The 12,372-nt window shown below is 40.9% G+C and carries 11 protein-coding genes; 4 read left to right on the plus strand and 7 right to left on the minus strand.

What is annotated here, in order from left to right:
• Positions 1 to 419: 419 nt before the first annotated feature.
• The 4 genes from trpS to B9N65_RS07930 are packed head-to-tail and all read left to right on the plus strand — an operon-like array spanning position 420 to position 5,463.
• Positions 420 to 1,385, plus strand: coding sequence for a tryptophan--tRNA ligase (gene trpS / locus B9N65_RS07915; RefSeq protein ID WP_087583486.1), 966 nt, complete (start codon positions 420 to 422; stop codon positions 1,383 to 1,385).
• 8 nt (positions 1,386 to 1,393) lie between these two features.
• Positions 1,394 to 1,834, plus strand: coding sequence for a copper resistance protein CopD (locus B9N65_RS07920; RefSeq protein ID WP_087583487.1), 441 nt, complete (start codon positions 1,394 to 1,396; stop codon positions 1,832 to 1,834).
• Positions 1,835 to 1,855: 21 nt separating this feature from the next.
• Positions 1,856 to 3,100 (plus strand): serine--tRNA ligase, encoded by a 1,245-nt coding sequence (gene serS, locus B9N65_RS07925; protein ID WP_087583488.1) that lies wholly within the window; start codon positions 1,856 to 1,858, stop codon positions 3,098 to 3,100.
• The gene (locus B9N65_RS07930; RefSeq protein WP_087583489.1) at positions 3,100 to 5,463 is read left to right on the plus strand and encodes a tetratricopeptide repeat protein; all 2,364 of its coding nucleotides are present in this window, start codon (positions 3,100 to 3,102) and stop codon (positions 5,461 to 5,463) included. The genes serS and B9N65_RS07930 overlap by 1 nt, the downstream gene beginning before the upstream one ends.
• A gap of 55 nt (positions 5,464 to 5,518) precedes the next feature.
• On the opposite strand, the gene B9N65_RS07935 is transcribed toward B9N65_RS07930, so the two are convergent.
• Genes B9N65_RS07935 through B9N65_RS07965 form a run of 7 tightly spaced genes read right to left on the minus strand, consistent with a single transcriptional unit; the run spans position 5,519 to position 12,363 of the window.
• On the minus strand, positions 5,519 to 6,772 hold the full coding sequence (locus B9N65_RS07935; protein WP_087583490.1) for a DUF2920 family protein: 1,254 nt from the start codon (positions 6,770 to 6,772) through the stop codon (positions 5,519 to 5,521).
• A 31-nt stretch (positions 6,773 to 6,803) separates the two neighbouring features.
• The gene (locus tag B9N65_RS07940; RefSeq protein ID WP_087583491.1) at positions 6,804 to 7,382 is read right to left on the minus strand and encodes a hypothetical protein; all 579 of its coding nucleotides are present in this window, start codon (positions 7,380 to 7,382) and stop codon (positions 6,804 to 6,806) included.
• 8 nt (positions 7,383 to 7,390) lie between these two features.
• Positions 7,391 to 7,885, minus strand: coding sequence for a TlpA family protein disulfide reductase (locus tag B9N65_RS07945; protein ID WP_009294896.1), 495 nt, complete (start codon positions 7,883 to 7,885; stop codon positions 7,391 to 7,393).
• Positions 7,875 to 8,564 carry an ABC transporter ATP-binding protein gene (locus B9N65_RS07950; RefSeq protein ID WP_009294897.1) on the minus strand — a complete coding sequence of 230 codons (690 nt, stop codon included), beginning with the start codon at positions 8,562 to 8,564 and terminating at the stop codon, positions 7,875 to 7,877. Before B9N65_RS07950 ends, B9N65_RS07945 begins: the two co-directional genes overlap by 11 nt.
• Position 8,565: 1 nt before the next feature.
• Positions 8,566 to 9,708 carry an ABC transporter permease gene (locus B9N65_RS07955; RefSeq protein WP_021084522.1) on the minus strand — a complete coding sequence of 381 codons (1,143 nt, stop codon included), beginning with the start codon at positions 9,706 to 9,708 and terminating at the stop codon, positions 8,566 to 8,568.
• The gene (locus tag B9N65_RS07960) at positions 9,695 to 10,987 is read right to left on the minus strand and encodes an ABC transporter permease (protein ID WP_087583492.1); all 1,293 of its coding nucleotides are present in this window, start codon (positions 10,985 to 10,987) and stop codon (positions 9,695 to 9,697) included. The genes B9N65_RS07955 and B9N65_RS07960 overlap by 14 nt, the downstream gene beginning before the upstream one ends.
• Complete coding sequence (locus B9N65_RS07965; protein ID WP_087583493.1) at positions 10,984 to 12,363, minus strand: Fe-S-containing protein; 1,380 nt, start codon at positions 12,361 to 12,363, stop codon at positions 10,984 to 10,986. The genes B9N65_RS07960 and B9N65_RS07965 overlap by 4 nt, the downstream gene beginning before the upstream one ends.
• Between the last annotated feature and the right edge of the window lie 9 nt (positions 12,364 to 12,372).

Raw genomic sequence — 12,372 nt, forward strand, 5'->3', positions numbered from 1 at the left:
AATGTTGTGCAGTCGAATTTTAATCAAGGCTAGGTATTTAGCCTGCCATGCTAAATTTTAAGATCAAGCTAGATACACAAAGTCTAACGTGATGTTAAAATTTAAACGTTTTGGCAAAGAATTTTTTGTTTAGGCGAGGCAAAATTTTGTTTTTAAGCGAGAACTAGACACATGGCCTGCCAGTTAAATTTTAAGATTAGATTAGATACAAAAACTCTAATGTAACGTTAAAATTTAAAAAGTATTTTTGGCGAAGTATCGTGAGATGATTTTTTGCTTCACTTGTTCGCAACGCTAAAGCGACGAGAGTTGTGAAGAAATTTTAAGCCAAGGCTAGACACTTAGTCTGCCGAAAGCTTAAAATTTCAAAACTCTATCAAAAGCACTCACGAGAAAAAGCTGAAATTTGAAAGGATAAGATGAGAGTATTAACCGGCCTCCAACCAAGCGGAAAGCTGCATTTAGGCAACTATTTTGCCTCGATAAAGCAGATGGTTGATATGCAAGAAAAAAACGAGATGTTTATGTTTATAGCAAACTACCACGCGATGACGAGCCTTAGCGAGGCAAAGGCGCTAAAACAAAACACATTTGACGCTGCGTGTGCCTTTTTGGCGCTTGGGATCGACCCAAACAAGAGCATTTTCTGGGTGCAAAGCGACGTTAAAGAGGTGCTTGAGCTTTACTGGGTGCTAAGCCAGCACACGCCTATGGGACTACTTGAGCGCGCACACAGCTACAAAGACAAGGTCGCAAAGGGGCTTAGCTCGCACCACGGACTCTTTAGCTATCCGGTTTTGATGGCGGCTGATATCTTGCTTTATAACGCGCAGGTCGTGCCTGTGGGCAAAGACCAGATCCAGCACGTAGAGATCGCGCGTGATATTGCGATCAAATTTAACAATGAACATGGCGAGATTTTCACTCTGCCTGAAGCAAAGATCGATGAAAACGTCGCTACCGTGCCTGGCACAAACGGCGAAAAGATGAGCAAAAGCTACGGCAATACGATCGATATCTTCGCAGACGCCAAGACGCTTAAAAAGCAAATTTCAAGCATCGTAACTGATGGCACACCGCTTGAAGAGCCAAAGCAGTGGCAAAACTGCAACGTCTATAATATCGCAAAGCTCTTCTTAGACGAGAGCGGACAGCGCGACTTGCAGGCTAGATATGAGCGTGGGGGAGAAGGCCACGGACACTTTAAAGCCTATCTAAACGAGCTTGTTTGGGACTATTTTAAAGAGGCAAGAGAGAAATTTGAGCACTATCAAAATAATCCTGACGAGGTGGCTAAAATTTTAGATCTAGGCGCTAAAAAAGCTCAAAATGTGGCTCACACAACGATAAAAAAAGTGCGTGAAGCAGTTGGAATTTACAGATAAGGAAAAATATGCAAAATTTATACCCATACGCACAGATAGTCCATCTTTTTTGTGCGATCATATTTGTTGGCTACCTATTTTTTGATGTGATCATATTAAGAGCGGCGAGCAAAAAGATGCCACCAGAGCTTGCGCAAAAGGCAAAGCAAGCCATCGGCTCAGTAGCTGTTAAGATCATGCCTATTTGCGTGCTACTTTTAGTTTTAACTGGTGGAATGATGATGAGTAACTGGGTCGGCAGCAAGGCTGGAGGCTACTTTGAGACAAATTTACAGATCGCTTTTATGATCAAATTTTGCTTAGCGATGGTGATCGTGACTGCGGTGATAGTAAATTTAAGCTGCAAATTTATATTTAAGCGCCCTAGCCCACTTGGCAACATCCACCCTATCGCGCTTACGCTTGCGGTGGTGATCGTTTTGCTTGCAAAAGTTATGTTTATGGTTTAAGGATAGAATAAGGAGAGGATAATGATAAATTTAAAACTACTTGAGACAAACTACGATGAATTCGTAAAAAAACTAGAGGGCAAAAACGTTAAAGCTAGCCTACTAGACGAGCTTTTGCAGACTTTTAACGAGCTAAAGCAAAAACGCAAAGCGCTTGAAAATTTCCAAGCGATCCAAAATGCAAAGAGCAAAGAGCTTGGTGTAAAAGCAAGAGCCGGCGAGGACGTAAGCGAGCTTAAGAGTGAGCTAAATTTAAACAAAGCTGCCCTTGCTGACGCTGATGAGATCGTTAAACAATATGAAGAAAAGCTTGAGCAAATTTCATTTAGCGTGCCAAATATCACCGACGATGACGTGCCATTTGGCAAGGACGAGGACGATAATGTCTGCATAAAAACAGTGCTTGAGCCAACTAAATTTGACTTTAAGCCAAAGGAGCACTGGGAGCTAGGTGAGAGCCTTGGTTGGCTTGACTTTGAAAGGGGCGCAAAGCTCTCAGGATCGCGCTTTACCGTGCTTCGTGGCATGGGAGCAAGGCTTAGTAGAGCGCTTGTTAATTATATGATCGACTTTAACAGCGCGCGTGGCTTTGAGCTTGTAAATGTCCCTTATCTAGTAAGCTCAAACACACTTTTTGGCACCGGTCAGCTGCCTAAATTTGAAGAGGATCTTTACAAGGTGCGTGACGAGGATCTCTACCTCATTCCAACTAGCGAAGTGCCTGTGACAAATTTATACAATGACACCATCATTGAAGCCGAGCAGCTACCTATAAAGATGACTTGCTACTCAGCATGCTTCCGCCAAGAGGCAGGCTCAGCAGGACGTGACACAAGGGGCATGATCCGCCAGCACCAGTTTGAAAAGGTCGAGCTTGTAAGCATCACAAAGCCTGATCAAAGCGAGGGCGTGCTTGCTGAGATGATATCTTGCGCGAGCGACCTACTAACTAGCCTTGGTTTGCCTCACCGCCACATGCTTCTTTGCAGCGGCGATCTAGGCTTTAGCGCGGCAAAGACAGTAGATCTTGAGGTTTGGCTACCAGGTCAGGGCAAATACCGCGAGATAAGCTCTATCTCTAATACTCGTGATTTTCAAGCAAGAAGAGCGAAAATTCGCTTTAAAGATGGCAAGAAAAATATACTTGTAAATACCCTAAATGGCTCAAGTCTGGCAGTTGGCAGGACACTAATAGCGATAATGGAAAACTACCAAAAAGCTGATGGCACTATCGAAATTCCAGAAGTTCTTAAAAGGTATATGTAGTGGCTGATGACGAGGTTGTAGTTCTAAAACCACCTGGCGAGCAAGCAGAGCAAGCGCCTGAAGAGGCAAAGACAGAGGCACCTGAAGAGATCGTCTCGCTTGAGAGCATCGCAAATGATGGCGTGCTGCAAGATGAGAGCATCCCAGAGCCAATACCTGTAAAAAAGAGCAAGAAAAAGCTCTTTATCATCATCGGCGCGGCTGTTTTGGTGCTTATCATCGTGGTTATTTTGCTTGTGGTGCTACTAAAAGATGACAAAAAAGAAGAGGTTGATACAACCAGTATCGTAAAAAGCATAGAAAACAGCTACCAGACGCAAAATTTTGGCGCTTCAAAGATCGATGAGATGATAAACAAGGCTAACCAGCTCTATGAGCGTGGCAATAAATTTGAAGCGTTAAAAATTTATGAAAATATAGCTGTTTATAATCAATCACTTTCAAACTACAACCTCGGCGTTTCACAGATGAAACAAGAAAAATGCGATGAGGCGATCATCTCGTTTAACAAAGCGATAACTGACCGTGAAAACACCGCAGTGAGCGCTATAAACGCCGCTGTTTGCTCACTCGAGCTAAATAACACCAAAAATTTCAACTACTACATAGGGCTTGCGGACTCCTTTTTGCAGTATGAAAACAGCTCGCCACTTTACAGCTACTACTATGCGCTAGTTAATTATTACAAGGGTAATTATTACGAGGCGCTTCAAGCTCTTTCGCACCCTAGCACAGAGGACTACAAGGGCGAGTATGCCTACTTGAGCGCCAAAATTTTATCGCTTCTTGGAGATGACGAGAGAGCTATAGCTAAGCTTGAAGGGCAAAAGGCCTTTAAGGCTGACTTTACGCTAGCGCAGCTTTATGCAAGACTTGGCAAATACGACAAGGCAAGAGACCATCTAACAAAAGCTTCTAAAAATACGCCAAATATCGACCTTATCAAGATGACTGAGGCGTTAATCGATCTAAAGACTGCTGATTATGGCGACGCGGCGGCATTTATCAAAGACGTTTATGACTACAACGCCTCGATGCCAAGCAAAATTTACAAGATAAAGACCATACTAAAGCCAGATCTATTTGACGTCAGCCTAGCTCAGGCGCACTTTAGTGACGATATGTTTTTTGATAGAACAAGGCGCTACGAGACGCTATTTTACTTCGCGCCGTATAAGGTTTTTGACGCGAAACAGAGCATCGAGCAGATAAGAAAAGGCGGAGTTAGCGTCTTTTTAGATGATACCTCAGCGGCAAATGACTACCTTAGCCAAAGTGCCGCCGCCTCAAAGGTCAATGCAAAACTTAGTGAAGCCATCGCAAAGGCACTTAACTACCGATTAAAAGAGGCAAACAAGGACTTTGAAGAGCTAGCCAAAGCCTATCCAAACCACTCGATCTTGCAGTATAACCTAGCTCTTAGCTACGCTCAGCTTGGGAATTTTAGCCTTGCAGCAAAGCACTTTATAGCAAGCTATCATCAAGATGTAAATAACCACCTCTCTGGCATCTTTGGCGCGATCTGTATGGATATAAATAGAAATTTAAATCCAAAACTAGTTGAAGAGATCGGTGAAAATTTAGAAAACGACAAGAGCCTAAAACCTGTAAATTTATACGCCTCGCTTTTAAGCCTGATAAGCGGCAACCAAAGTGCGATGATAAGGTGGCTTGAAGAGCCAAAAGAGCCTACAACGCTAAATTTAGCCTTTGATATCATCATCGCTAAAATCTCAAACAACGATGAACTAATGTCAAAAAAAGCTGATGAGCTTATGAAAATTTTGCCAAATGATATCATCGCAAATATCTTAAATTTCATCTCTAAAAACAAAGATCAAAACGTCAAAGAGTATGCAAAAGCAATACAAATTTACTTCATCGATAAAAATCTCGACTCAAATGCCTTCTACCACGGCGCTGATATCATCAAAAAGCAATACATCAAACTGCTTCAGATCTCAGGCCTGCTAACAAGGGAGCGCGATAAGCTAAGAGCCCAGCTAAAAGAGGCGCCAAAAAATATAAATTTGATCCAAACTCTGGCCTACGTGGATATCTTTACAAACGACTTTGATGAGAGTTATAAGCTTTATAATGAGGTCATAGATGAGTTTAAGATAAATGACGCTGGCACGCTCTTTTTAGCAAGTGTGGCTGCCACTGGAGCGAACAAAATAACAAATGCGATCGCACTTTTGGAGCTTACAAAGCTAAATGATCCAAGCGCTGTCGAAAACAGAGCCGCCCTTGGCTTTATGTATCAGCAAATTGATAACATAAAAGCCGCTCTTATACAATACAGCAAAGTAGGAAACGTAGGATATAACAACGAATTTTATGATTTTATGATAGACAACTAGAAAATTTAAAGCTAGGTCTTTAAAAGCCTAGCTTTAGATAAAATGGCTCTAAAATTTAAATATTAGTAACTTCAAGCCTTATCTGATCTGAGACTTCACTAAATTTATAAAGCAAATCACCACACTTATACTCTATGCATTTTTCATTGATCTCATCTTTTTTATCTTTTTTAGACAAGATTTTCTTCATAACGCCAGGAAGCTCTCTTTGCAAAAGCAGTTTATAAGACATCCCCATGCCGTGAGTTAGAAACTTTATAAATTTGCCATCAACCTCGCTCTCATCTTTTATCATATGAAGCGTCGCGTCAAATTTTAGCTTCTTAAGAGCCTCATAAAGCTCGGTTTTATCCTTTGCGGGAGCAGTCTCATTATCATAAGTGCAGTGATAGCTCACGTAAATTGGCTTTTTGTAGCTACTTTGAACATTTAAATGATCTAAATTTAGGATGTTTCTTATCTCTTCTCTTGCGTCAATAAAATAATATGGTGATTTTTCATTAAGTGTCCAGTGGGTCTTATCAAAAAAATAAAGATATAAATTTTGATACAAATTGCCAGTGCCAAAACAAAAATAGTTAGTAAAATCGATCTCTTTACCAAAACCAATAAGCCGCCATAAAAATATAGCGTAAGAGCTATTATCTATCACCGCATCAACTAGCCATGGAGCGATCTTAGCGCACATATGTGCCAGATATCCACCATGTGAGCTGCCTACCATTATCGCTGGCAGATGCTCAAATTTGGCATTATTTATATATTTTTTTGTATAAAGAACGGCATTTAGCACGTCCATTGCTTGCATAACGCCAAAATTTTGATATTCATTTTTTGTTGGCACCATCGTAATGCTAGCATTTAGCCTAAAATCAGCCGGCAAAATACCGCTCTCTTTTCGAATAGTTATCTCTTTACTAAGAAATTTAAGTAGCAAATCAACCTTCTCATGGCAGTCGATACTTTTTAGATCGATTGGTAAATTTATACCTATGCTTGACAGCTCTCTTCTTAAGATTTCGCGGTCTATATCATCAAGCCCAAATTTTGCCCCAAGCTGTGGGCGGTTGCCTATGCAGTGATAATCCACACTAATGCATGCCACATCATAGTTCTCTGCCATGGTTCGCATGAGATGGGTTCTATATCCAGAGTCAGAGTCTGCTCCAAGACCAGGAATGATGACTAAAAGAGCTTTTGCCTCCTTGACATCGTCATAACAGGCATAAAAAGATAAAGCAGAGCTTCTTTTTATGTCAAGCTCCACATCATCACAAGATAAAATTTCGTAGCTTCCATTAACTAGCATCTTAACTCCTTTTAAATTTCGCTAAATTTCTCTACCTTTGTGAGACGTTATAAAAAAAGCTAACGATCTGTTTTGCTAGGCGCTCTTTGAAAAATGGCCAGATGTAGCTTGGCGAATAGACATTGCCCGCTTGCATGAGCGAGATATTTGTCGCTTTCTCACCGCCATCTTTTGGGCGCACTAGCACGCTTACTTGCATGTAGTAAGCATAGCTGTTTGTGCTAAAGTCATCATCGTCATCATAGTCAAATGGGAAAAACATCGAGTAGCCAAAGCCAAAACTTGGTCTGCCAAAGCCATATCCCATGCCCATTGAAAATCTAGGATCTCTTTTGGTTGTCCTAGAAAAGCTTTGCACGTCGCCAAGGATGATGAAGTCGGCATTTTTGATATTTGGCTCATTTCTAAAGCCAGCCTTTGCAAATTCGCTTAAAATTTCAGCATTTACATCTTGTCCAGTCGCGCTATTTTTAAAATTTACATAGACGCTTTTGTTTGCTTCTCCAAGCGTAAAAAATATCGGATCGCTCGTTTTTACCGAGATATTTGGCGTGCTGCTAGCACATCCGACAAAAAATACCGCTAGAACAAATAAAAAGAAATTTCTCATCTTCACTCCTATAAGAGCGATCTTATAGCACCTTCAAGCACACTTTTTGGTGTAAGACCGATAAATTTTGATCGCATCTTACCATCTTTATCAAAAAAATAGATAACTGGTACGCCCATAACGCCACCAACTGCCTTGCTGAAGTAATCCACCGAGACCTTGTCGCTTGTAGTTTTAAAGGTGATGTTGTGCTCTTTTAAGATTTCGATATCCTTATCAAAACCCTTGCTAGGCCCTAAAATGCCAATGAACTGAACCTCTTTGCCATACTCTTTTTCAAGTGCGTTTAGATCAGGGATCGCAGCCTTGCAAACTCCGCAGTCTGTGCCAAAGAAAAAGAGCATATATGGCTTATCGCCTATCTTTAGGCGCTTCTCAGTAGGGAAAAACTGCGTATCGATGCCACTTGAGTCATTTAGAGTGATGTGGTGCTTCTCATACTGCTTGACGCAGCCCAAAACTAGGGCTGAGACTAGGCATAAAAGTAAAATTTTATATCGCATTTGGCACCTTTGGATTTTCGATAGTGCGGATATTCTCTAGTTTGCCGTGTCTTAGATAGACGATCTTATCGCCATACTCGCCTAGATCTGGGTTGTGAGTGACTAGAAGTATCGTCTTGCCCTCTTTTCTTAGCTTGCAAAATAGATCAAGTATGATCCTCTCATTTGCCTCGTCAAGGTTACCAGTTGGCTCATCTGCTATTAAAATTTCAGGGTCGTTTATGAGTGAGCGTGCTATACAAAGGCGTTGTTGCTCGCCACCACTTAGCTGACTTGGTCTGTGTGTTAGTCTGTGAGAGAGGCCAACTGCCTCAAGGGCTTTTTTAGCATCCTCTTCATCAACCGAGCTATGATAATACTGCGCTATCATCACGTTTTCAAGCGCGCTAAGATATGGCACTAGGTGAAACTGCTGAAAGACAAGTCCGATCTTTTCACGTCTAAATTTAAGCGTATCATCGGCATTTAGGTTGCTCGCATCATCGCCGCCAAGCATATATACGCCGCTACTTGGAGTATCCATTAGAGAAAGGATATTTACAAGCGTACTCTTGCCACTACCGCTTGGTCCCATGACGCTGACCCACTCACCCTTTTTAACCTCAAAACTTATATCATCAAGTGCTTTTACATCGCCAAAAATTTTACAAATATTTTTAAGTTCTAGTGCATTTTGCATATCATTCTCCTCTTAGTGTATCTGCCATTTTGTTATTAAGTGCCCGCTTAATCGGGTAAAACGCTGCGATCGCTGCAAAAAGAAGTGATATGACCACAGCTACTGGGATGCTTAGAATTCTAAAATCAATACTAGAATCAAATATCGCATAACCTAAAATTTGAGCTAGTAGATAACCTAAAAATGCTCCAACTAACGCTGAGATGAGCGCTGTTACAAATGTTTCAAAGCCAAACAGCCTTAGCACGTCTTTTTTGCTTGCGCCTATGGCTCTAAGAAGTGCGATCTCACGTGATCGAGAGAGCAAGATAGCACTAAGCGTTGTATTTACGCACATTGAAGTAATGAGCAAGATGACAAGGCTGACAAGTGCCATTAAAAGTTTGATCTTTTCTAAGATATAGCCCTCAGACTTTGAGACCTTTGCCACTGGTTTTGCGACTATTTCATCGTTGCTTATAGTTTTTGCAAGTGATGTTATCTCGTCAAAATTTCCAAGCACAACAGCCTCTGCATAGTTTATCTTGCCAGCTTTGTTTGAAATTTTCTGAGCCAAAGATAGCGACGTGATCAAAAGAGCGTCCTCTTTATCGCCACTTGCCACTACGCCTTTTATCTTCACATTTATGCTCTCGTTTGAGCCAATGGCACGAATTTCTATATCATCGCCTGCTTTAAAGCCAGCTTGACGAGCAAGATCGACGCCTATTAGCACATTTTTATCGTCAAAATCGACATTTATCATAGCTCCATCTCTAACATCTAAAAACGGCTTAACCTTTTTTAGATTGCTAAATTTTGTCCCCATGACGATGGCATTTGTCGGACCGATATTTGCCTGAGCAAAGAGATAACCGCTCTCGCCAAGAAGCTTGTCTTTTGGCACTTTAGCGATCATTTCATTATAGGTTTTTTCGCTCATATCATCGCTTGTCGCCATATCTTTTGGAGCAAAGATCATATTTGCACCATAAGTTTTTAACTCGCGTGAGACCTTTGAGTCGATGTCTAGATAGACATTGACAAATGCCGCACACACGCACGCTCCAAGCAAGATCGAGATCACGATGACCATAACCCTTGATGAGCCATTTTTTAGGCTTTTGTAGATTAGATTGTAAAAGAATTTGCTATTTGCGGTCATATAGCACCTCCGCAGGTAGTAAATTTATGACGTTTCTCATTGGCATTAGCGAGCCAACGACTGAGATGAGCAAGGCAAATGCTACGCTTATTGGCAGCACGATCCATGCTATGCCTATGCCGTGAGAGAAGATGATGTAAGACATCACGTAGCTTAGTGCGTATCCTAAAAACGCTCCCGTGATACCAGCAAAAAAGGCAACTACAAGGCTCTCGCTAGCAAAAAGGGCGTAAATTTCAACGTTACTTGCGCCTATGGCTTTTAAAAGGCCGATCTCTTTTTTACGGCGGTAAATTTCACTTGTCATTAGCGACGTTATGCCGATGGCTGAAACCACAAGGGCGATGATACTAACGATACCCATTAGGCTTTGAATTTTCTTTACGATATTACTCTCAGCATCACTTACTTGAAGGCTAGCTTTTGCGCTAACGTTTGGTAAATTCTCTTCTATCTGAAATGCGATAGATCCTGCGTAGGCCGAGCAGTACCATTTGTCGTACTCTGCGCTATCAAGGTTGTCTAAATTTCTTCTTGCTTTTAGCGATAGGTCATTTTCTGGGATCGTCATGGCTGAGACCTCAGCTTTTGTGTATGAGCCAGGATGCCCTGAGAGATCGCCAGCAAGTTTGAGCGAGCCTATTAGCTTATGTGCCTCATCGCTTGCCCCTTTTAAGATGCCAACCACGCTAACCTCTTTTGTGCCATTTTTGCCCACAAGGCTAAGCTTGTCGCCAACTTTTAAATTTTTAGCCTTTGCAAGCTCATCTCCTACTAAAATTTCATCCATGCTCTCATCTTTTGGCCAAGCACCCTCAACACCCCAAAATCCATACAAGCTCTTAACGCCTGTGCTAAATTCTGGCTCATCTTTTAGTCCGATATTTTTATCAAAATATGTCCCCTCAAAGCTAAACTCATCGCCCTTAGCGTCTTTTACCTTTGTCTCTAAAAACGGAGCAAAAGCAACGATGTTATTTCTCCAAAAGATCTCTTTTATCTTGTAGATATCAGCCTCTGGGAGTAAATTTTGTGATTTTAGTGGGGTGAAATTTTTACCCTCGATCTCGATGCTTAGGCTCTCACCGCGTGGTAAAACGACGATATTTGAGCCATATCCTCTAAGCTCGCTTGCCACTTGATCGCCGATTTTTAGCGTGATATTTAGCATGCAAGCTATCAAAAGAGCAGCTAGCAAGATGGTGATAAACGCCATCGTCTTTTGCACCTTTGAGCCAGTGATCGAGCTTTTTATCATTCTTAGTTGCATATTTTTCATTTTAACGTTCCATTTGTTTCTACATATTTTTCTGGATTTGCTTCAAATTTCGCCTGAGTTTCGTTGCTCTCAAAGAAATATGTGCGTCCATAGTATAAATATGATCTTGAATCAAGATTGCTCACCTTTTTGTGGCTTACAGGATCAAGCACCATCTTTTCGACGACCTTGCTAAAGTAGTTTGCCCCTGCGACGATCGTTTTATAATCAACTATGATATTTTTACCATCAAAGGTAAATGCCATAGGGATCGGGTTACAACCACCCTCTTTACCAACTGATGGCAAGAAAATTCTAACATTACAAGAGATACAAATAAGGTCATTACCTTTTTTTATGTAGCCCATATCACCGCAGATCATACACGAGTCAAAGACGATGACTGGAGATGGGCGGTCGCTAAAGCGGTTTAGCAAGAAAAATCTTATCTGCTTGCCCTCATCTGTGATGTAGGCAAATCTGTGAAGTTCATTATCTTTTAACATATCAACATCAAATATAAATTTATCTCCCACTGGCTCAACCAAGAGTGGCTCTGAAATTTGAGGTGGGCGAGATGCGTAAAGATCAAAATAAAGAGAAAAGCCAAGCGCTATTAAAACGCTGCAAAATGCAAATTTTGCATTGTCAAAGACATTTTCTCTAATAGCTTTTGTAAAGCGGTATTTGATAGAGCCAAATGCGTTTTTATCGATACTTTTTGGCATAAAGCAAAGCGCGATGATGCATAAAAGTATGATCACTACTATGTAAAAATAGGCACTAAATTCTGTGACGTAGATGCCTTTTGCGCTGATAGATAAAATTTGAGAATTTAGCTCGCTACTTATCTTTAAAGCGCCTGCACGCAAAAGCTCAAGTGCAGTTTGTGAGCTTCTATCAACTAGTAAAAATACTAATGTGATAAGAGCTAAAATTTTAGCTATTGATGATGGGATGCTTGCTTTTAAATTTGAAATGAAGAAAAATAAAAATATTATCAAGATCATCGCAAAGATCATCAAAAAGAAGCTAATGACTGAAAGCGTGTCAAGCAGTTCGCCGCCAAATAATGGGAACAAAGCACTACTTGAGCTATAGCCAAAGCCAAAGCCGATGCCTAAAATAAAAAATGTTATGATTTTTGCTATCTTAAGCTCGAAAAATATCCATAAAATGCTAATGAGTAGAAAAACCAGTGTCACAGAATCGATGAAAATTTTAAACTGGTCATCAACAAGCGCATGACGAGCAGCTTTAAAGATAAGCACACCAGCAACAACGCCAAGAAATGACGGTAAAAAGATCGTTTTTAAACTTTTGCCATTGTTATTTAAGGCAGCAAAAAGCGTAAATCCAAGGAGGGCTAAAAAGACCTGATAGAAGTAAATTGACATAACTAAACC

The organism is Campylobacter concisus (genome assembly GCF_002165815.1).
GTDB classification, from domain to species: Bacteria; Campylobacterota; Campylobacteria; order Campylobacterales; family Campylobacteraceae; genus Campylobacter_A; species Campylobacter_A concisus_BH.

What these genes read in the sequence shown, in the direction of transcription:
- B9N65_RS07960 (WP_087583492.1), bottom strand. Translation starts at nt 10,987, where the DNA reads ATGAAAAATATGCAACTAAGAATGATAAAAAGCTCGATCACTGGCTCA.
- B9N65_RS07935 (WP_087583490.1), bottom strand. Translation starts at nt 6,772, where the DNA reads ATGCTAGTTAATGGAAGCTACGAAATTTTATCTTGTGATGATGTGGAG.
- B9N65_RS07945 (WP_009294896.1), bottom strand. Translation starts at nt 7,885, where the DNA reads ATGCGATATAAAATTTTACTTTTATGCCTAGTCTCAGCCCTAGTTTTG.
- B9N65_RS07955 (WP_021084522.1), bottom strand. Translation starts at nt 9,708, where the DNA reads ATGACCGCAAATAGCAAATTCTTTTACAATCTAATCTACAAAAGCCTA.
- serS (WP_087583488.1), top strand. Translation starts at nt 1,856, where the DNA reads ATGATAAATTTAAAACTACTTGAGACAAACTACGATGAATTCGTAAAA.
- B9N65_RS07965 (WP_087583493.1), bottom strand. Translation starts at nt 12,363, where the DNA reads ATGTCAATTTACTTCTATCAGGTCTTTTTAGCCCTCCTTGGATTTACG.
- B9N65_RS07920 (WP_087583487.1), top strand. Translation starts at nt 1,394, where the DNA reads ATGCAAAATTTATACCCATACGCACAGATAGTCCATCTTTTTTGTGCG.
- B9N65_RS07940 (WP_087583491.1), bottom strand. Translation starts at nt 7,382, where the DNA reads ATGAGAAATTTCTTTTTATTTGTTCTAGCGGTATTTTTTGTCGGATGT.
- B9N65_RS07950 (WP_009294897.1), bottom strand. Translation starts at nt 8,564, where the DNA reads ATGCAAAATGCACTAGAACTTAAAAATATTTGTAAAATTTTTGGCGAT.
- trpS (WP_087583486.1), top strand. Translation starts at nt 420, where the DNA reads ATGAGAGTATTAACCGGCCTCCAACCAAGCGGAAAGCTGCATTTAGGC.